Origin of the sequence: Streptomyces beigongshangae (assembly GCF_019710745.1) — a bacterium.
GTDB lineage: Bacteria > Actinomycetota > Actinomycetes > Streptomycetales > Streptomycetaceae > Streptomyces > Streptomyces beigongshangae.
Map to the genome: position 1 here is coordinate 71137 of NZ_JAHKJW010000013.1, position 19788 is coordinate 90924.

At 72.9% G+C, this 19788-nt stretch carries 15 protein-coding genes; 2 read left to right on the forward strand and 13 right to left on the reverse strand.

Annotated features, from left to right (window positions below):
* Positions 1-29: 29 nt before the first annotated feature.
* Genes KM933_RS12625 through KM933_RS12650 form a run of 6 tightly spaced genes read right to left on the reverse strand, consistent with a single transcriptional unit; the run spans position 30 to position 6808 of the window.
* Positions 30-1361 (reverse strand): amidohydrolase, encoded by a 1332-nt coding sequence (locus KM933_RS12625; RefSeq protein ID WP_221351368.1) that lies wholly within the window; start codon positions 1359-1361, stop codon positions 30-32.
* Positions 1358-2116 carry a nucleoside phosphorylase gene (locus KM933_RS12630; RefSeq protein WP_221351370.1) on the reverse strand — a complete coding sequence of 253 codons (759 nt, stop codon included), beginning with the start codon at positions 2114-2116 and terminating at the stop codon, positions 1358-1360. Before KM933_RS12630 ends, KM933_RS12625 begins: the two co-directional genes overlap by 4 nt.
* Positions 2113-3000 (reverse strand): ABC transporter permease, encoded by an 888-nt coding sequence (locus tag KM933_RS12635; protein WP_221351372.1) that lies wholly within the window; start codon positions 2998-3000, stop codon positions 2113-2115. Before KM933_RS12635 ends, KM933_RS12630 begins: the two co-directional genes overlap by 4 nt.
* A complete protein-coding gene (locus KM933_RS12640; protein WP_221351374.1) occupies positions 3000-4133 on the reverse strand; it encodes an ABC transporter permease in 1134 nt (377 codons plus the stop codon). The genes KM933_RS12635 and KM933_RS12640 overlap by 1 nt, the downstream gene beginning before the upstream one ends.
* Before the next feature lies 1 nt (position 4134).
* Positions 4135-5760: an ABC transporter ATP-binding protein gene (locus KM933_RS12645; RefSeq protein WP_221351376.1), complete on the reverse strand. Its 1626-nt coding sequence runs from the start codon at positions 5758-5760 to the stop codon at positions 4135-4137.
* Positions 5741-6808, reverse strand: a complete 1068-nt coding sequence (locus tag KM933_RS12650; protein ID WP_221351378.1) for a BMP family ABC transporter substrate-binding protein — start codon at positions 6806-6808, stop codon at positions 5741-5743. Before KM933_RS12650 ends, KM933_RS12645 begins: the two co-directional genes overlap by 20 nt.
* A 348-nt stretch (positions 6809-7156) precedes the next feature.
* Between KM933_RS12650 and mtnA the strand changes: the two genes are divergently transcribed.
* Entirely contained in the window at positions 7157-8188 is a 1032-nt protein-coding gene (gene mtnA / locus KM933_RS12655) for an S-methyl-5-thioribose-1-phosphate isomerase (RefSeq protein ID WP_221351380.1), read from the forward strand.
* Between the two features lie 151 nt (positions 8189-8339).
* On the opposite strand, the gene mtnB is transcribed toward mtnA, so the two are convergent.
* The 7 genes from mtnB to KM933_RS12690 all read right to left on the reverse strand — a co-directional run bounded on the left by mtnB (position 8340) and on the right by KM933_RS12690 (position 15884).
* The gene (mtnB, locus tag KM933_RS12660; RefSeq protein ID WP_221351382.1) at positions 8340-8948 is read right to left on the reverse strand and encodes a methylthioribulose 1-phosphate dehydratase; all 609 of its coding nucleotides are present in this window, start codon (positions 8946-8948) and stop codon (positions 8340-8342) included.
* A complete protein-coding gene (gene mtnC / locus KM933_RS12665; protein ID WP_221351384.1) occupies positions 8945-9712 on the reverse strand; it encodes an acireductone synthase in 768 nt (255 codons plus the stop codon). Before mtnC ends, mtnB begins: the two co-directional genes overlap by 4 nt.
* Positions 9709-10308 carry a 1,2-dihydroxy-3-keto-5-methylthiopentene dioxygenase gene (locus tag KM933_RS12670; protein WP_221351386.1) on the reverse strand — a complete coding sequence of 200 codons (600 nt, stop codon included), beginning with the start codon at positions 10306-10308 and terminating at the stop codon, positions 9709-9711. The genes mtnC and KM933_RS12670 overlap by 4 nt, the downstream gene beginning before the upstream one ends.
* Positions 10309-10556: 248 nt before the next feature.
* Positions 10557-12182 carry a glycerol-3-phosphate dehydrogenase/oxidase gene (locus KM933_RS12675; protein WP_221351388.1) on the reverse strand — a complete coding sequence of 542 codons (1626 nt, stop codon included), beginning with the start codon at positions 12180-12182 and terminating at the stop codon, positions 10557-10559.
* Between the two features lie 6 nt (positions 12183-12188).
* Positions 12189-13736 (reverse strand): glycerol kinase GlpK, encoded by a 1548-nt coding sequence (glpK, locus tag KM933_RS12680; RefSeq protein ID WP_221351389.1) that lies wholly within the window; start codon positions 13734-13736, stop codon positions 12189-12191.
* Between the two features lie 142 nt (positions 13737-13878).
* Positions 13879-14667: an MIP/aquaporin family protein gene (locus KM933_RS12685; protein ID WP_221351392.1), complete on the reverse strand. Its 789-nt coding sequence runs from the start codon at positions 14665-14667 to the stop codon at positions 13879-13881.
* 452 nt (positions 14668-15119) lie between these two features.
* Positions 15120-15884: an IclR family transcriptional regulator gene (locus KM933_RS12690; protein WP_221351394.1), complete on the reverse strand. Its 765-nt coding sequence runs from the start codon at positions 15882-15884 to the stop codon at positions 15120-15122.
* A 270-nt stretch (positions 15885-16154) separates the two neighbouring features.
* Here KM933_RS12690 and metH point away from each other — a divergent pair, with 270 nt between their 5' ends.
* Positions 16155-19682, forward strand: coding sequence for a methionine synthase (metH, locus tag KM933_RS12695; protein ID WP_221351396.1), 3528 nt, complete (start codon positions 16155-16157; stop codon positions 19680-19682).
* Positions 19683-19788 lie beyond the last annotated feature (106 nt).

Consider the following 19788-nt stretch of genomic DNA (forward strand, 5'->3'; position numbering starts at 1 on the left):
GACGATCACACGGGGCGGGACCGTGACACTCACACGGGGCCGGACCGTGACACCAGTGCGGCCAGCTCCGCGAGGGCGGCGCCCTCGTCGAGCGTGGTGAGCACACGGTCGCGCATCAGGACGCGGCCGTCGACGAGCGTGTCCCGTACGTCCCCGGCGCGGGCGGCGTACGCGAGCGTCGACCACAGGTCGTGCGCGGGCGCCAGATGCGGGCCGCCCAGGTCCAGCACCACCAGGTCGGCGCGCTTGCCCGCCTCCAGCGACCCGAGCGCGTCGTCGAGCCCCAGAGCCCGGGCGCCCTCGAGCGTGGCCATGCGCACGGCCTGCTCGGCGCCGACGGCGGTGGGGTCCCCGCCGGCCTTGTGCACCAGGGCGGCGAGGTTCAGCGAGCGCAGCACGTCCAGCGTGTTGGAGCTGACCGCGCCGTCCGTGCCGAGGCCGACCGTCACGCCCGCGCCCAGCAGCCGCGGCACGGGGGCGACGCCGCAGCCGAGTTTGAGGTTCGACACCGGGCAGTGCGCGACCGAGGTGCCGGTACGGGCCAGCGCCGCGATCTCGGCACCCGTGAGGTCCACGGCGTGGGCCAGCAGCAGGTCGGGGCCGAGCAGTCCGAGCGAGTCGAGCAGTTCCACCGGCCGCTTGCCGTACCGCACCTCGACGGTGGCGACCTCGGTGGCGTTCTCCGCCGCGTGGATGTGCAGCAGCGCGCCGAACTCCCGGGCCAGAGCCGCGATCCCGGTCAGCTGGTCGGGGGAGAGGGTGTAGGCGGAGTGCGCGAAGAGCACGGGCCGCCGGCCGGGCTCCCGCTTCCGCCCGGCCAGGTCGCGCCGGGCCCACTCCAGCCGTTCCCCGTACGCGAGGGAGTCGGGCGGGTCCGGTACGTCCATGAAGGTCGGCCCGGTGTGCAGCCGCCAGCCCGCCTCCCCGGCGACCCGCTCGGCGGCCTCGTGGAACCAGTACATGTCGAGCGCCGAGGTCACCCCGGCCCGTATGCTCTCCGCGATCGCGGCCCGGACCGCCGTCGCGACGTTCTCCGCCGACAGCAGCTCGCTCTCCCACCGCAACACGCGCTCCAGGAAGCCCTGCAGCGTCACGTCGTCGGCGCGGCCGCGCAGCAGCGTCATCGCGAGGTGGGTGTGCGCGTTGACCAGGCCGGGCAGCACGAGGCAGCCGGTCGCGTCGAGGGTGTCGGCGGCGGCGTACCGCCCGCGCAACTCCCCGGCCGGCCCGACCTCGACGATTCCGCCGTCGCGGACGGCCACGGCCCCGTCGCGCACGACCGTGCCCGCCCCGTCGACGGTGAGCACGTCACCGCCGTGCACCAGCAGGTCGACCGCGGGCCGCCGGGAGGGAACGGTCACAGCGCGCGCTCCTCGGCCTCGGCCAGCAGGCGCAGCGCCTCCAGCGCGACCACACCGCCGCGCTCCACGCCCGCCGCGACGACGTCACGGTGCGGGTCGTAGCCGCCGGTGGCGGCCTCGTCCACCAGCTCGTCCGCGTTCGCGCCGTCGATCACCAGCACGCCGCCCGCGGTCAGCCCGCGCAGCGAGGCCGTCACGTACAGCGCGGACAGCTCCATCTCGATGGCCGCGAGCCCCGCCCCGTCGTACGGGAACAGCGGCAGCGGTCCCGGCTGGAAGGCGGCCCGCGTCCACACCAGACCGCGGTGGTGCGGGGCGCCCTGCTCACGCGCCGCGAGCTGGAGCGCGAGCACCGCCTCGGGGGTGGCCACCGCCGGGTACTCGGGCGGCAGCAGCTGCTGGGTCACCCCGTCGTCGCGTACGGCCGCCTCCGCGACGACCAGGTCGCCGTCCTGGATGCCGGGCCGCATCGCACCCGCCGTGCCCAGCCGCAGGAAGGTGCTCACTCCCGCGTCCGCCAGCTCCTGGAAGAGCAGGATCGCGCCCGGCGCGCCGACCCCGTGGGAGGCGACGACGACCGGCACGCCCTTCCAGCTCCCGCTGAACGCGCGGTACTCGCGGTGGTGGGACACCTCCTCGGCGCCGTCGAGGAGCGCGGCGACGGCCGCGGCGCGCGCGGGGTCCCCCACGACGACGGCACGCGGCGGCAGCCCGGCGCGGGGGATGCGGGTGATCGGGGCCAGGTCCTGCGTCATGGGGCGACTCCAGTCGTACGGGCGTTCCCGGTCGTACGGGCGGTGCGGCGGCGGCGCTGCGCCGTGCTGAGGAAGAGGGCGACGAGCGTGACGACGTACGGCGCGGCGTCGGTCGCCTGCTGCGGCATGCCCAGGCCCTGCAGCCGGAAACCCGCGGCCTCGGCGAGACCGAAGAGCAGCGCGGCCAGCAGCACCCCGAGCGGCAGGGCGCGCCCGAGCATGACCGCGACGACCGCGATCCAGCCCCGGCCAGCCGTCATGTTCTCGGAGAACAGCGTGACGTTGCCCAGCGCGAGCTGCGCCCCGGCCAGTCCGCACAGCACGCCGGACACGAGTACGGCCGCGTACTTGTAGCGGGCCGGGCTCACCCCGAGCGTGGCGGCGGCGTCCGGTGCCTCGCCGACCCCGCGCAGCCGCAGCCCCCACACATGGCGCGACAGCAGCAGCGCGGACACGCCGACCGCCGCCCACGCCAGATAGGCGAGCGGCGAGAAGCCGCCGACCAGCGGCAGCCCGGCCAGCGACGGGTCGTCGAAGGTGCCCTGCACACCGAAGACCGTGCGCAGCAGGAAGCTGGTCAGTCCCACGGCCAGGAGGTTCATGGCGACGCCGAGCACGACCGCGTCACCGCGCAGGGTGACCGCGCCGACCGCGAGGATCAGTGAGTACGCGGCGGCGGCCAGCGCCGCCGCCAGCACGCCGAGCCAGGGACTGCCGGTGAACCAGCTGGTGGCGACGGCCGTGAAGCAGCCCATCAGCATCATGCCCTCAAGGCCGATGTTGAAGACGCCCGCCCGCTCGCACAGGGCGCCGCCGAGCGCGGCCAGCAGGATCGGGGTCAGCGCGCGCAGCGCCGACATCAGGAGATCGGAGTCGAGGAACATCAGACGGCCTCCCTCTGCGCGGCGGAACCCGGGACGGCGGAACCCGGGGTGGGGGGTTCCGGGGCGCCGGGATCCCTGTCCTCCCCCCGCGTGCGCCGCGGGCGCGGGAAGCGCAGGCGGGCCGCGAGGAACACGATGACGATGGCCTGCAGCACCTGCGTCAGCTCACGCGGCACCTCGGTCGTGCGCTCCATGGACAGCCCGCCGACCTGGAGGACGGCGAAGAAGAACGCCGCCAGCACCGTGCCCAGCGGGGCCGCCGCGGCGAGCAGTGCCGCCGTCAGACCGGTCCAGGTGTAGCCGGGAGCGGTCAGCGACCCGTCGAGGAAGCGGTACGGGAAGCTCAGCACGCCGATCGAGCCGACCAGCCCGGCGAGCCCGCCCGAGACCGCCATCAGCCGGAGCGTGAGCCCCTTGCGCTCCACCCCCGCGTACGCCGCGAAGCGCGGGTTGAGGCCGGTCATCCGGATCTCGTACCCGACGGCCGTGCGCCGGTCGGCGAACCAGTACGCGGCCGCCGCGAGGAGGACCAGCACCAGGCCGGCCGTCACGGTCGACGTGCCGAAGGCGGGCAGCGCCACGCCCTCGGGCAGCCGCCGCGTCTGGGGCAGGCTGGAGCCGGGCTCCTTGAGCGGGTGGCGCACCAGGTACGAGGCGAACGAGGTCGCCGGATAGCTCAGCAGGAGGCTGCTCACCAGCAGCGGCACCCCGAACCGGTTCTCGCACAGCGCGGCCAGCGCGGCGTACGCGGCGCCCGCCGCGGTCCCGGCCAGCAGTGCCAGCACGACGGTGAGCGGCGCGGGCAGCGGCGAGTACAGCCCGGTGACGGCGGCCGCGATGCCGCCGAGCACCAGCTGGCCGTCCCCGCCGAGGTTGATGAGCCCGGCGCGCAGCGGGATCGCCAGCGCCAGGGCCAGGCCCAGCACGCTGGTGCCGGTGGTGAGCGTCGCCCCGATCCCGTCGCCCCCGAGGGAGCCGGTGACGACCGCCCCGTACGCGGCGAGCGGATCGGCGCCGGTGCCGACCAGGAACAGGGCGCCGATGACGAGCCCGGCCACGACGGAGAAGGTGACGGGGGAACGCAGCGCCCCCTTGGCACGGGCCGCGAGGACCCCGGTGCTGTCCACGGCCATGTCAGTCTCCGTCCGGCGCGGGGGTGTCGGGGGTGCCGGGCGCCGGGGCCGGCGCCCCGCCCGCCATGGCCAGGCCCAGGGCCGTCTCGTCCGCGTCCGGACGGTCGTACGCGGCCGTCACCCGGCCCTCGTACATCACCAGGATCCGGTCGGCGAGACCGCGGATCTCGCTCAGCTCGGCGGAGACGAGCAGGACGGCGTGGCCGGCGTCGCGGTAGGCGATCAGTTCGTCGTGGATGGCCTGGACCGCGCCGATGTCCACCCCGCGCGTGGGCTGCTCGACCAGCAGCAGGGGCGCGCCGTGGGCCAGTTCGCGGCCGAGCAGGAGTTTCTGCAGGTTGCCGCCCGACAGGGAGGAGGCCGGCACGTCGGGCGTGGCCGCCTTGACGCCGAAGCGGCCGACGAGTTCGCGCGCGTGGGCGCGCACGGCCGACGGCGGCAGCAGACCGCGCCGCGAGGACAGCGCGGTGCGGTGGTGCCCCATGGCGAGGTTGTCCGCGACGGACGCCGCGGGCGCGGTGCCCACCGCGTGCCGGTCCTCCGGAACGTAGGCGAGGCCCTTGGCGCGCCGCTCGGTGGCCGAGGCGCGCGTGATGTCCCCGCCCCGCAGGGCGACCCGTCCGGCGGTCACCGGCCGCAGCCCGGCGAGCGCCTCCACCAGCTCGCTCTGCCCGTTGCCCGCGACCCCCGCGACGCCGACGATCTCCCCGGCGCGCACGGACAGCCGCACGTCGTGCACGCCCGCCGTGCTCAGCCCCTCGACGTCCAGCACGACCTCGCCGGGCGTGCCCGCCGGGTGGACGCGGTCCAGCTCGACGTCCCGGCCGGTCATCGCCGCCGCGATCCCCGCGCCGCTGGTGTCCGCCGTCCGCAGCCGGGCGACGACCCGCCCGTCCCGCAGCACCGTGACGTTGTCGCTCGCCTCCAGCACCTCGCGCAGCTTGTGCGTGACGAGGATCACCGTGCGGCCCCGCGCGGTCAGCGAGCGGAGCACCGTGAACAGGGCGTCCGCCTCGGCGGGCGTCAGCACCGCGGTCGGCTCGTCGAGGATGAGCGTACGGGCGCCGCGGTGCAGCAGCTTCAGGATCTCCACGCGCTGGCGCAGCCCGACCGGCAGGTCGCCGACCCGGGCGTCCGGGTCCACGGCGAGGCCGTGCTCGGCGGCGAGTCCGCGCACCCGGCGGCGCGCCGCGGCCCGGTCCACCAGGCCGAAGCGGCGCGGCTCCGCCCGGTAGACGACGTTCTCGGCGACCGTCAGCGAGTCGAACAGCTTGAAACTCTGGTGGACCATGCCGAGTCCGGCGGCCATCGCGGCGCCCGGGCTCCCGAAGGACACCTCGCGCCCGTCTATCAGTATCGAACCGGCGTCCGGCCGCTCCATCCCGTACAGGACGGACATCAGCGTCGACTTGCCCGCGCCGTTCTCGCCCATCAGCGCGTGGATCTCGCCGCGCCGCACCGTCAGGTGGACCGCGTCGTTGGCGAGGGTGCCGGGGAAGCGCTTGGTGATGCCGCGCAGCTCCACGGCCGGGGGCAGCCCGGCGACGGCCGCCGGCGCCCCGTCCGCGGCACCGGCCTCCGCGGCGCGGGCGTCCGCCGCCGGTGGGTCACTCGGCCGCCGGGTCATCGACCTTCAGCTCTCCGGACACGATCCGGTCGCGCAGCGCCTCGACCTTCGCCAGCACGTCCCGGTGCTCGGCGATCACGCACTTCGACGACTCCACACCGTCCTCCAGGCCCGTGAGGCTGATGCCGCCCTCCTTGAGCCCGTACGAGACGGTCCTGCCGCCCTTGCCGTCCAGGACCTGCTCGACGCCCTCCCGCACGGCGACGTCGGTCTTCTTGATCACGTTGTCGACGACGGTGCCGGGCGCGGCCGTGCACTGGTTGACGTCCACGCCGTACGCGTACGCCTTCTTCGCCCCGGCCGCCTCGAACACGCCGTAGTTCCCGGCCGCGGCCGCCGCCATGATGTGGTCGGTGCCCTTGGCGAGCAGCGAGTTCGCCTGCTCCTTGGCGCGCGCCGAGTCGTCGAACGGCGACTGCCCGCCGACGAAGCGGGTGTCGGCGGACGTCTTCGGGGCGACCTTCTTCGCACCGGCCGCGAACGGGTCGCTGTAGCGCCGGAACTGCGGGGTGTCGAGCACGTCGACCGCGCCGACCCTGCCGCTCTCGCTGAGCAGCCCGGCCTCGGCGCCCGCCAGGTACACGCCCTCGTGCTCCCGGAAGACCGCGCAGCTCACGTTGGCGTACGTCTTCGCCGTGCAGGCGTCGACCACCAGGAACTGCTGCTTCGGGTGCGCCTCGGCCTGCTGCGCGACCAGGTCGGCGAACTCGAAGCCGACCAGCACGACGACGTCGGGCGCGGCGTCGACCGCGGCCTGCACGTTCTGCTGCTGCGAGGCGCTGTCGGAGGACTGGTAGACCTTCTGCGTCCCGTCGTGCGCCTTCGCCGCGGCCTTCACGCCGTCGACCGCCAGCTTCAGGAACTGGTTCTGCCCGACCGGGTCCGGCGTCACCAGGGTGAAGGACCTGCCGCCGCCCTCGGCGGACGGACCGTCGTCCTTCTTCGCCGCGGCGTTGCATCCGGTGGCGGCCCCGGCCACGAGCACGGCGCCGGAGGCGACGGCGGCGAGGCGGAGCGAACGGGATCTGCGGGTGGGGGTACGGGGCATGGGACCGGCCTTTTCGTGGAGGTGCGTGCGGCGGTGCGCGCTCGAACGGAAACGCTGGGACGGCGGTGAGCGGGGGGCGGCACGGGGGACACCGGAGCGTGAGCCGGTGCCTCGGCGGTCAGCGTCGACAGCCGTCGCTCGCACAGCGGCCGTGGTCGAGGAAGCGGCGCGTCGTCAGCACACGTCCTCCTGCGTATCGGCCTTGCAGGGCTGCGGGTGCTGGACTGTAACACCGGTTTCCGGACATCCGCATTCTTGTCTCGAACTGTGGTTCTCAAGGGTTCTCCGACAGTTCTCCGAGGTCATGTACGGTGTCGCGCATCCCCGGAACGTCAGGAGTGTCCCGCCGTGCCCCGAGAACTGCGCGCTGTCGACTGGACCGGAAACAGCCTGGCGCTCATCGACCAGACCCTCCTCCCGCACCGCACCGAGACCCGCCGGATCACCGGGGTCGACGACCTGGTGGACGCGATCCGGCGGCTCGTCGTGCGCGGGGCGCCCGCCATCGGGGCGGCCGGGGCGTACGGCGTGGCGCTCGCGATGCTCCAGGGCGGGCGCGAGGGCTGGTCGCGCGAGGAGGTGCTCGCCGCCGTCGCCCGTGTCCGCGCGGCGCGGCCCACCGCGGTGAACCTCATGGTGTGCGTCGACCGCGTGCTGACCCGCTTCGACGACGGGCTGGACGCGGTGCTCGCGGAGGCCGCCGAGGTGCAGCGCGAGGACGTGGCGGCGAACCGGGCGATGGGGGAGTTCGGCGCGGACTGGCTGCTGGAGCGCGTCGGCGGGGACCGGCCGCTGCGGGTGCTGACCCACTGCAACACCGGGGCCCTCGCCACGGCCGGCTGGGGCACGGCCCTCGGCGTCATCCGCGAACTGCACGCCAGGGGGCGGCTGGAGGTCGTGTACGCCGACGAGACGCGGCCGCTGCTCCAGGGGTCGCGGCTGACCGCCTGGGAGCTGGCCCAGGAGGGCATACCGCACTTCGTCCAGGCGGACGGGGCCGCCGCGGGAACGATCCTGCGGGGCGAGGTCGACGCGGCGGTCGTCGGCGCCGACCGGATCGCGGCCAACGGGGACACGGCGAACAAGGTGGGCACGGTGGGGGTCGCCCTGGCGTGCGCCGACGCGGGGGTGCCGTTCCTGGTGGCCGCGCCCACGACGACGGTCGACGTCGCCACGGCCACGGGCCGCGACATCCACATCGAACTGCGGGACGGCTCCGAGGTGCTGGAGTGGGGCGGGGTCCGGACCGCGCCGGCGGAGTCGCGCGGGCACAACCCCGCGTTCGACGTCACACCGGGACGCCTGGTGACGGGGCTGGTGACCGAGCGGGGCGTGCTGGAGGTCTCCGCGGGCGAGCTCCCCGGGGACCGGCTGGGGTAGGGGGCCGTTCGCCGCCTGCGGCCGGTTGGGGGCGGGCCGCGCAGTTCCCCGCGCCCCCAAAGGGGGAGGACCGGGGCGCAGCCCCGTCTTCCAGGGGCGCGGGGAACTGCGCGAACGGCCCCCGCCCACCCGCAGCCGACGGACGGAACCGTCAGCGACCCGTCAGCTCCAGCTCCAGCAGCCACTCCACGACCTCCGTGTGATGACGCGCCTGCCGAGGCGTGTCGCCCCACACGTACAGACCGTGGCCCGCCACGACCACCGCCGGCATCCGGGGGTCGCGCGCCGCCTCCAGCCGGTCGCCGAGCACCGTCATGTCCTGGCTGTTGGCGATGACGGGAAGGGGCACCTCCACGCCGTGGGCGGGCTGGCCGATCCCCTTGAGCATCTCCAGGTCCTTCAGGACGATCCCGTCCGGCGAACGCCGCCCCAGCGCCACCGACGCCACCGTGTGCACGTGCACCACCGCGCCGGCGCCGGTCAGCGCGGCCACGCGCGCGTGCAGCGCGGCCTCGGCGGACGGCTTCCCGCCGTCCACCGCGGCGCCCCGCCCGTCGACCAGCACCACGTCCGCGGGCGTCAGCTCGCCCTTGTCGTGCCCGCTGGCGGTGACCGCGAGCCGCAGCGGATCGCGGGAGAGCACCACGGACAGGTTCCCGGAGGTGCCCCGCATCCAGCCGAAGGAGGCGAAGCGGGCGGACTCGGCGGCGAGGACGGCCCCGGCCTCCTCCAGGTCGAGTGTGCTGATGCCGGTGCTCACGTGGCGCTCCCCGAAGTGCGGGTACCGGTACCGGTGCCGGTACCCGTGCTGATGCTGATGTTGATTTCGTCGAACGTGCCCGCCTGCGGGTGGTCGCCGACGCCCTGCTCGTAGTACGGCTCACCGGGCCGCCGGACCCCGGCGGTGTGCCAGCCCGCGGCGCGGGCCGCGTCCAGCTCGCCCGGCCGGTCGGACAGGAACAGGAGCCGCCCGCCCGCCGTGCCGGCCGCCCCGGCGATACGGCGGTAGGAGGCGGGCTCCTGCTTGGGCCCCGCGTTCTCGGTGTCGTACCAGCCGTCGACGAGCGGCCGCAGATCGCCGTCCGGGCTGCTCGCGAACCACGCGCGCTGCGCCGCCACGGACCCGGACGAGTACACGTGCAGCCGTACCCCCCGGCCGTGCCAGCCGCGCAGCACCGGCACCACGTCGTCGTAGAAGTGGGAGACCAGGTCGCCCCGCGCGAAGCCCTCCGCCCAGATGAGGCCCTGGAGGGTCTTGAGGGGGGTGGCCTTCACGTCCCCGTCCAGCCACTCGTTCAGCGCCTTCTCCACGCGTGCGGCGTCGGCGTCCGGCTCCCCGAGCAGGTCGCGCACCTGGGCGAGGGCCCGCCGCACGTCCGGGTCGTCGCCCCGCCCGGCGAGCAGCGCCGCGAAGCGCGAGCGCGAGTACGGGTAGAGCACGTCGACGACGAAGCCCGTGGCGCTCGTGGTGCCCTCGATGTCGAGCACCACGGCGTCCACGTCGAACACCGCCCGGGGGCTCACGCCGCGGCCCGGTCCCGCTCGTACCCCGCCGCGAGGGTGTCGTAGTCGGGGAAGCGGCCTGCGATGGTGGAGCCGGTGAAGCTGCCGATCCAGCCGTCCTCCTCGTGGAAGAACCGGATCGCGGTGAAGGCCGGCGACGTCCCCATGTCGAACCAGTGCGTCGTTCCGCGGGGCACGCCCAGCAGGTCGCCCCTCTCGCAGAGCACGGCGTGCACCTCGCCGCCGACGTGCAGGTAGAAGATGCCGGAGCCCGCGACGAAGAACCGGACCTCGTCGTCGTCGTCGTGCGTGTGCTCCTGGAGGAACTTCTCCCGGGCGGCCTTCGCCTTCGCCGGGTACTCCGGGTCGTCGCCCGGATGCAGTCCGAGGACGTCGACCGTGGTGAAGCCCTCCTCGGCGTTCAGCTTCTCGATCTCCCGGGCGTACGCGGCGAGGACGGTCCCGCCGTCGGCGTCCGCGGCGACGTCCTCGCGGACGGGCCACTGCTCGTAGCGCACCCCGAGCGGGGCGAGCGCGGCGGCTATCTCGGCGGGGTCGGAGGTGCGGCGCACGGTGGACTCGGGCCCGGACTCGGGCCACGTGGTCAGCAGGGTCATGGGAGCGACTCCAAGGATGGGCGGGGTGCCGGACCCGTGGTCCCGCCGGGGACCGCACTGTCCCGGGACGGGGGCCGGTCCCGGAATCGTAACTCCGGCCGGTGGCCCACCAGGGAAGACGCAGTTGTCGTCTCAGCCAATGAGAAGCCGTGTCGCCCGGCACCCGTGCAGAGGACACCGGACGGCGAAGGGCGGCTGCCCGGTGGCAGCCGCCCTTCGGCCCGGCGCCGTCTCGTACGGCCGCCCCGCTACTTCTTGTCGAGCAGGTCCTGCACCTTGGCCCGCACCTCGTCGTCCGCGAGGCCGCGGATCGTCAGGGTCGTACGGCGGCGCAGCACGTCGTCCACCGTCTCGGCCCACTCGTGGTCCCGGGCGTACACGACCTGCGCCCAGATCTCGGGGGCGTCCTCGTGCACGCGCTGAGCCAGCCCAGGGTGCTCACCCGCCAGCCGCGCGATGTCGAAGGCCAGCGAGCCGTAGTGGGTCGCCAGGTGCCGCGCGGTGTCGGCGGCCATGCCCGGACCGGACGCCGGGTTGTCGACCAGGAGCCGGTGCGCGACCGCGCGCGGGTTGGCGACACCAGGCAGCGGCAGCTTCTTCGGCAGCGCCGAGACGGGCTCGAAGTCGTCGCCGAGCGGGCGGCCCGGCAGCGACTCCAGCTGCTTCATGACGGTGCGGCCGATGTGCCGGAACGTCGTCCACTTGCCGCCCGCGACGGACAGCATGCCGCCCGGGCCCTCGGTGACGACCGTCTCGCGCTTGGCCTTCGACGTGTCGCCGGGGCCGCCGGGCAGGACGCGCAGCCCCGCGAAGGAGTACGTGATCAGATCACGGGTCAGCTGCTTGTCCCGGATGGAGAACGCGGCCTCGTCCAGGATCTGGGCTATATCCTTCTCGGTGACCGAGACGTCCGCCGGGTCGCCCTCGTACTCCTCGTCGGTGGTGCCGAGCAGCAGCATGTCCTCCCACGGGAGGGCGAAGGTGATGCGGTACTTGTCGATCGGCGTGGCCAGGGCGGCCTTCCACGGGGAGGTCCGCCTGAGAACCAGGTGCGCGCCCTTCGACAGGCGGATGGACGGCGCCGCGTTCTCGTCCTCCATCTTCCGCAGGTGGTCCACCCACGGCCCGGTCGCGTTCAGCACCAGCCGCGCCGACACGCCGAACTCGTCGCCGGAGAGCCGGTCCCTCAGCTCGGCGCCGGTGACCCGGCCCCGAGTGAAGCGCAGCCCCGTGACCTCGGCGTGGTTGAGCACGGTGGCACCCGAGTCGACGGCCGCGCGGACCGTCATGAGCGCCATCCGGGAGTCGTTCATCTGGTCGTCGCCGTACACGGCCACGGCCTTGAGGTTGTCCGTGCGCAGCTCGGGAACGTCCTGCGCGGCCTTCGCCGGCGACAGCAGGTGGCCGACGCCGTCACCGAAGGCCGACAGGGCCGAGTACGCGAACACGCCCGCGCCCAGCTTCGCCGCGCCGTGCGGCCCGCCCTTGTACACGGGGAGGTAGAACGTGAGCGGGTTCGCCAGGTGGGGGGCCACCTGGCGGGAGACCGCACGGCGCTCGAAGTGGTTCTCCGCCACCAGCTTCACCGCGCCGGTCTGCAGGTAGCGCAGACCGCCGTGGAGCAGCTTCGAGGAGGCGGAGGAGGTCGCGCCGGCGAAGTCGCCGGCGTCGACCAGGGCCACCCGCAGGCCCGACTGCGCGGCATGCCAGGCGGTGGAGATGCCCAGGATCCCGCCGCCGATCACCAGGAGGTCGTATGTCGCCTTGGACAACTGCTCCCGGGTCTCGGCGCGGCCCACCGCCTTCACGTCGAACGCGGCGGAGCCGTCGGCCGGGTGCGTCCCGGGGGCCGGGACACTCTGCAGGGTGGTCATCGCGAATTACTCCTCGTCAGCATCGTCTTCGAGCCAGCCCATGGATCGCTCCACGGCCTTCAGCCAGCTCTTGTACTCACGGTCACGGGTCTCCGCGGCCATGTTCGGGGTCCATTCCGCGGCCCGGCGCCAGTTGGCGCGCAGGTCCTCGGTGTCGGTCCAGAAGCCGACGGCCAGACCGGCGGCGTAGGCGGCGCCGAGGCAGGTGGTCTCGGCGACCATCGGACGCACCACGGGAGCGTCCAGGACGTCGGCCAGGGTCTGCATCAGCAGGTTGTTGGAGGTCATGCCGCCGTCGACCTTGAGAGCCGTGAGCTCGACGCCGGAGTCCTTCGTCATGGCGTCGCTGATCTCACGGGTCTGCCAGGCCGTGGCCTCCAGGACGGCGCGCGCGATGTGCGCCTTGGTGACGTACCGGGTCAGGCCGGTGATCACCCCGCGGGCGTCGGGGCGCCAGTACGGGGCGAACAGACCGGAGAAGGCCGGCACGAAGTACGCGCCGCCGTTGTCCTCGACCGACAGGGCGAGCGTCTCGATCTCGGCTGCTGACTTGATCAGGCCCATCTGGTCACGCATCCACTGCACGAGTGACCCCGTGACGGCGATGGAACCCTCAAGGGCGTAGACCGGTTTCTGGTCGCCGATCTGGTACCCGACGGTGGTCAGCAGGCCGCTGTAGGAGTTGATCAGCTTGTCGCCGGTGTTCATCAGCATGAAGGTGCCGGTGCCGTACGTGGACTTGGCCTCGCCCACCGAGAAGCAGGTCTGGCCGAAGAGGGCCGCCTGCTGGTCGCCGAGCGCGGAGGCGACGGGGATGCCGCCGAGCAGGTCGCCCAGCCTGCCGCCGCTGATCTCCCCGTACACCTCGGCGGAGGAGCGGATCTCGGGCAGCATCGCCATCGGGACACCGATCGAATCGGCGATCCGCCGGTCCCACTGCATGGTGTGCAGGTTCATCAGCAGCGTGCGGGAGGCGTTGGTGACGTCCGTGACGTGCCGGCCGCCGTTCACACCGCCCGTCAGGTTCCAGATGACCCAGCTGTCCATGGTGCCGAAGAGGATGTCGCCGGCCTCGGCGCGCTCCCGCAGGCCCTCGACGTTGTCGAGCAGCCAGCGGGCCTTGGGACCGGCGAAGTACGACGCGAGCGGCAGGCCGGTCTCGCGGCGGAAGCGGTCCTGGCCGACGTTGCGGCCCAGCTCTCTGCAGAGCGCGTCGGTGCGGGTGTCCTGCCAGACGAGGGCGTTGTGGACGGGCTCGCCGGTGTTCTTGTCCCACAGCAGCGTCGTCTCGCGCTGGTTGGTGATGCCGATGGCCTTGATGTCGTCGCGGGTGATGCCGGCCTTCTCGACGGCACCGGCGACGACCTCCTGGACGTTGGTCCAGATCTCGGCGGCGTCGTGCTCGACCCAGCCCGGCTTGGGGAAGATCTGCTCGTGCTCCTTCTGGTCGACGGAGACGATCCGGCCGTCCCGGTCGAAGACGATGCAGCGGCTGGAGGTGGTGCCCTGGTCGATGGCGGCGATGAACGGCCCGGCGGTGTGCGCGTCGGTCACGGTGTGCTCCTGAGGTCCGTGGTGCTGAAAGTCCGTGGATGGTGCCGGCTGGCGGCGTGCTGTGCTCCCGGCTCCGGACCGGCGTCCGTCCCGTACCGGAGGGACGTCGGCGCCGGGGCCGTGCGGCTCCGAGCGAAGGCGACTAGGCGAAGGCGACGTTGTAGATGCCCGCGGCGATCGCTCCGCCGACCAGCGGTCCCACGACCGGGACCCAGGCGTAGCTCCAGTCCGAACCGCCCTTGTTGGGCAGCGGCAGCAGGGCGTGCACGATGCGCGGGCCGAGGTCGCGCACCGGGTTGATCGCGTACCCCGTGGGGCCACCGAGCGAGAGACCCAGGCTGACCACCACGAAGGCGGTGATCAGCACGCCCAGGGTGCCGAGACCCTTGCCGCTGTCGTTGAGGCCCTGGGTGAGGATCGCCAGCACCAGCACGGCCGTGCCGATGACCTCCGTGGCGACGTTCTGCCACGCGACCCGGATCTCCGGGCCGGTGGAGAAGACGCCGAGCACTGGGCCCGCCTTGGCCTCCCGCGCCTCCACGGACTTGACGTCCTGCGCGCCGGGGCCGCCCACGATCTCGCGGTCGGTGAGGTGCGCCAGGAACTGCCCGTAGTACGCGACCCACACGAGCACCGCGCCGATCATGGCGCCGAGGAGCTGGCCCGACCAGTAGGTCAGGACGTCGCCCCAGGCGTCGTCCTTGATCGCGATCCCGAGGGTCAGTGCCGGGTTCAGATGGGCACCGGAGAGGGGCGCCGAGATGTAGGCGGCGGTCATCACCGCGAAGCCCCACCCGAAGGTGATGGCGAGCCACCCGGCGTTGCGCGCCTTGGAGGCCTTCAGCGTGACGGCGGCGCACACGCCACCGCCCAGCAGGATGAGTACGGCGGTACCGATGGTCTCGCCGATGAAGATGTCGGAGCTGGACACCCGCGACTCCTTTGTCCTTCGTCCAGGGGAAGGCGAACCCCGGGTCCCTCCGGTGGTCCGCGACCTCAGGTGAGGTCGTTCTCGGCCCTGCCCTTGTCACACTCTAACGCGTATTGCCGGTAGGTGTTCGACAATGCCGACCGATGGACGGGAGTCTTGCTCTGCCAATACCAGCTCGTCAAGGCTTCTGTTGTCGAAAACCCGATCGTTATCGACCGTTGTGCCCCGTCGCTCCCCGAAACGACCGCACACCGCGTACGAGCAGCCACGTTCCGCGGTCGCCGCACACCGGAAAGGCCGGTACGTCGACGACGTACCGGCCTTCCTTCCCCCGCCGGAGCCCGCGGACTCCGGATCGATCGAACAGACTCCCCGCGGACGGTCGGACGGGCTCTCCCGCGCGTTCTCCCGCGGGTTCTCCGTGGACTCTCCCGCCGGCTCTCCCGCGGGCCTCAGAACCGTCCGGCGCCCAGGTCCCTGGAGACCGCGCGGGCGCAGTCCCGGACGGCGGCGATCAGCTCGGGACGCAGCTCGCCGTCCTTGCAGACCCGCTCCACCGCCCCGGTGACCCCCACCGCGCCGACGGGCATCCGCCGCTGGTTGTGGATGGGCGCGGCCACCGAGGCCACCCCCGTCCAGGTCTCCTCCACGTCGGCCGCGTACCCCCGGGCGCGCGTGAGGTCCAGGACGCCCTCGAACTCGTCGGGGGCGCTGACCGTGCGCGTCGTGAACACCTCGCGCTCGGCCTCCAGGGCCTCGCTGTGCGCCACGGGGTCGTAGGCCGACAGGACCTTGCCCAGCGCGGTGGAGTGCAGCGGCTGCATGGCCCCGACCTCCAGCACCTGCCGGCTGTCGTCGGGCCGGAAGACGTGGTGCACGATCAGTACGCCCTGCTGGTGCAGCACCCCCACGTAGACGCTCTCACCGCTGGAGCGGGCCAGGTCGTCGGTCCACACCAGGGCGCGCGCCCGCAGCTCGTGCACATCGAGGTACGTCGTCCCCAGACGCAGCAGCTCGGCGCCCAGCTGGTAGCGCCCGGAGGGCCCGTCCTGCTCGACGAAGCCCTCCTGCTGCAGGGTGCGCAGTATCCCGTGGGCCGTGCCCTTGGCCAGGCCCAGCGACGAGGCGATGTCCGACAGGCCGAGCCGCCGCTCCCCGCCCGCGAGCAGCCGCAGCATCGCGGCCGCCCGTTCGAGCGACTGGATGTTCCGTGCCATCGCCGTCCTGCCCTCCGTCCCCTTGGGCCGACGGTCGCTGCTTCGCCGCCACCGTTCGGCAATGTCGAACATTACCGCTCACCGTCGACCTCCCGCTAACGGGTGGTCGCGAGGGGTCGCGAACACGCCCCGCGGGTGCCGGCCGCGGATCGCCGGTCCGTCCCGTGGACGCCCCCGCCCCATCCGGGCCGCCGCGGGCTACCCTGACGGCGTGCGCCTTCCAGGAGAAGCGCAAAGCCGACAGCCGTCGCACCCCAGGGAGCATCTTCCATGGCCTCGTTGCCGAACCCGTCCCTTCCGTCCGAATCCGGCGCCGGCCGCGCCCGAGCCGACGCCCTCCGCGAGGCGCTCGCCACCCGGGTGGTGGTGGCCGACGGCGCGATGGGCACGATGCTCCAGGCACAGGATCCGACCCTCGACGACTTCGAGAACCTCGAAGGCTGCAACGAGATCCTGAATGTCACGCGCCCCGACATCGTGCGCTCCGTCCACCAGGAGTACTTCGCGGTCGGCGTCGACTGCGTGGAGACCAACACCTTCGGCGCCAACCACACGGCCGCGTCCGAGTACGACATCGCCGACCGCGTCCACGAGCTGTCCGAGGCCGGTGCCCGCATCGCCCGCGAGGTCGCCGACGAGTTCACCGCCTCCACCGGGCGGCAGCGCTGGGTCCTGGGCTCGGTCGGTCCCGGCACCAAGCTGCCCACGCTCGGCCACGTCGACTACGCCGTGATCCGCGACGGCTACCAGGCCAACGTCGAGGGACTGCTCGCCGGCGGCGCCGACGCCCTGATCGTCGAGACGACCCAGGACCTGCTGCAGACCAAGGCATCCGTGCTGGGTGCCCGGCGCGCGCTGGAGGCGACCGGCAGCGACGTGCCGCTGGTCGTCTCGATGGCGTTCGAGACCACCGGCACCATGCTGCTCGGCTCGGAGATCGGCGCCGCGCTCACCGCGCTGGAACCGCTCGGCATCGACATGATCGGCCTGAACTGCTCCACCGGGCCCGCCGAGATGAGCGAGCACCTGCGCTACCTCGCCCGTCACTCCCGCATCCCGCTGCTGTGCATGCCCAACGCGGGCCTGCCCGTCCTCACCAAGGACGGCGCGCACTTCCCCCTCGACCCCGAGGGCCTGGCCGACGCGCAGGAGACCTTCGTCACCGAGTACGGCCTCTCCCTGATCGGCGGCTGCTGCGGCACGACCCCCGAGCACCTGCGGCAGGTCGTCGAGCGGGTACGGGACCTCACGCCGGCCCCCCGCGACCCGCGGCCCGAGCCCGGCGCCGCCTCGCTCTACCAGACCGTGCCGTTCCGCCAGGACACCGCGTACATGGCGATCGGCGAGCGCACCAACGCCAACGGCTCGAAGAAGTTCCGCGAGGCCATGCTGGAGGGCCGCTGGGACGACTGCGTCGAGATGGCCCGCGACCAGATCCGCGAGGGCGCGCACATGCTCGACCTGTGCGTCGACTACGTGGGCCGCGACGGCGTCGCCGACATGGAGGAGCTGGCCGGCCGCTTCGCCACCGCCTCCACCCTGCCGATCGTGCTGGACTCCACCGAGGTCGAGGTGATCCGGGCCGGTCTGGAGAAGCTCGGCGGGCGCGCGGTCATCAACTCCGTCAACTACGAGGACGGCGACGGCCCCGAGTCACGGTTCGCGAAGGTCACCGCCCTCGCGCGGGAGCACGGCGCCGCGCTGATCGCCCTGACCATCGACGAGGAGGGCCAGGCCCGCACCCCCGAGACGAAGGTCGCGATCGCCGAGCGCCTCATCGAGGACCTCACCGGCAACTGGGGCATCCACGAGTCGGACATCCTCATCGACACCCTGACCTTCACCATCTGCACCGGCCAGGAGGAGTCCCGCCGCGACGGCGTCGCCACCGTCGAGGCCATCCGCCGCCTCAAGGAGCGCCACCCCGAGGTCCAGACGACCCTGGGCCTGTCGAACATCTCCTTCGGCCTCAACCCGGCCGCCCGCGTCCTGCTGAACTCCGTCTTCCTCGACGAGTGCGTCAAGGCCGGCCTCGACTCGGCGATCGTGCACGCCTCCAAGATCCTCCCCATCGCCCGCTTCAGCGAGGAGGAGGTCACCACCGCCCTCGACCTCATTTACGACCGCCGCCGCGAGGGCTACGACCCGCTGCAGAAGCTGATGGCACTCTTCGAGGGCGCCACCACCAAGTCCCTCAAGGCCGGCCGGGCCGAGGAGCTGGCGGCCCTGCCCCTGGAGGAGCGGCTCAAGCGCCGCATCATTGACGGCGAGAAGAACGGCCTCGAACAGGACCTCGACGACGCCCTGAAGGAGCGGCCCGCCCTCGACATCGTCAACGAGACGCTCCTGGACGGTATGAAGGTCGTCGGCGAGCTGTTCGGCTCGGGCCAGATGCAGCTGCCGTTCGTGCTCCAGTCCGCCGAGGTCATGAAGACCGCGGTGGCCCACCTGGAGCCCCACATGGAGAAGACCGACGACCAGGGCAAGGGCACCATCGTGCTGGCCACCGTGCGCGGCGACGTGCACGACATCGGCAAGAACCTCGTCGACATCATCCTGTCCAACAACGGCTACACCGTGGTCAACCTCGGCATCAAGCAGCCCGTCTCCGCGATCCTGGAGGCCGCCCAGGAGCACCGCGCCGACGTCATCGGCATGTCGGGACTGCTGGTCAAGTCCACGGTGATCATGAAGGAGAACCTGCAGGAGCTGAACCAGCGCAAGCTGGCCGCCGACTACCCGGTGATCCTCGGCGGCGCCGCCCTGACCCGGGCGTACGTCGAGCAGGACCTGCACGAGATCTACGAGGGCGAGGTCCGCTACGCCCGCGACGCCTTCGAGGGCCTGCGCCTGATGGACGCCCTGATCGGGGTCAAGCGCGGCGTGCCCGGCGCGGTCCTGCCGGAACTGAAGCAGCGCCGCGTCCGGGCCACCGAGCGGACCGTCGTTGAGGAGCGCCCCGAGGAGGGCGCGGCCCGCTCGGACGTGGCCACCGACAACCCGGTCCCGCGGCCGCCCTTCTGGGGCACCCGCGTCATCAAGGGCATCCAGCTCAAGGAGTACGCGTCCTGGCTCGACGAGGGCGCGCTGTTCAAGGGCCAGTGGGGCCTCAAGCAGGCACGCACGGGCGACGGGCCCACCTACGAGGAGCTGGTGGAGACCGAGGGCAGGCCGCGGCTGCGCGGTCTGCTGGACCAGCTGCAGACCGGCAACCTGCTGGAGGCGGCCGTCGTCTACGGCTACTTCCCCTGTGTGTCCAAGGACGACGACCTGATCCTGCTGGACGAGCAGGGCAACGAACGCACCCGCTTCACCTTCCCGCGCCAGCGCCGCGGCCGCCGGCTGTGCCTGGCCGACTTCTTCCGCCCGGAGGAGTCCGGCGAGACGGACGTCGTCGGCCTCCAGGTCGTCACCGTGGGCTCCCGCATCGGCGAGGAGACGGCGAAGCTGTTCGAGGCGAACTCCTACCGCGACTACCTCGAACTGCACGGCCTGTCCGTCCAGCTCGCCGAGGCCCTCGCCGAGTACTGGCACGCGCGTGTGCGCTCCGAACTCGGCTTCGCGGGGGAGGACCCCGCCGGGATGGAGGACATGTTCGCGCTCAAGTACCGCGGCGCCCGCTTCTCCCTGGGCTACGGCGCCTGCCCGGACCTGGAGGACCGCGCCAAGATCGCCCGCCTCCTGGAGCCCGAGCGGATCGGCGTCCACCTCTCCGAGGAGTTCCAGCTCCACCCGGAGCAGTCCACGGACGCGATCGTCATCCACCACCCGGAGGCCAAGTACTTCAACGCCCGCTGAACACTCCCCGCCGAGGGCGTCCCGAGGGAGCGCCCTCCAGGGGCGCGGGAACTGCGCGAGCAACCACGACGGACCGGCACCCGGCAGAGGCCCCCTGCCCCCTGCC

Coding starts and splice junctions, on each gene's coding strand:
- KM933_RS12630 (WP_221351370.1), bottom strand. CDS start 2,116: ATGACGCAGGACCTGGCCCCGATCACCCGCATCCCCCGCGCCGGGCTG.
- KM933_RS12635 (WP_221351372.1), bottom strand. CDS start 3,000: ATGTTCCTCGACTCCGATCTCCTGATGTCGGCGCTGCGCGCGCTGACC.
- KM933_RS12640 (WP_221351374.1), bottom strand. CDS start 4,133: ATGGCCGTGGACAGCACCGGGGTCCTCGCGGCCCGTGCCAAGGGGGCG.
- KM933_RS12645 (WP_221351376.1), bottom strand. CDS start 5,760: ATGACCCGGCGGCCGAGTGACCCACCGGCGGCGGACGCCCGCGCCGCG.
- KM933_RS12650 (WP_221351378.1), bottom strand. CDS start 6,808: ATGCCCCGTACCCCCACCCGCAGATCCCGTTCGCTCCGCCTCGCCGCC.
- KM933_RS12670 (WP_221351386.1), bottom strand. CDS start 10,308: ATGACCCTGCTGACCACGTGGCCCGAGTCCGGGCCCGAGTCCACCGTG.
- KM933_RS12675 (WP_221351388.1), bottom strand. CDS start 12,182: ATGACCACCCTGCAGAGTGTCCCGGCCCCCGGGACGCACCCGGCCGAC.
- KM933_RS12690 (WP_221351394.1), bottom strand. CDS start 15,884: ATGGCACGGAACATCCAGTCGCTCGAACGGGCGGCCGCGATGCTGCGG.
- metH (WP_221351396.1), top strand. CDS start 16,155: ATGGCCTCGTTGCCGAACCCGTCCCTTCCGTCCGAATCCGGCGCCGGC.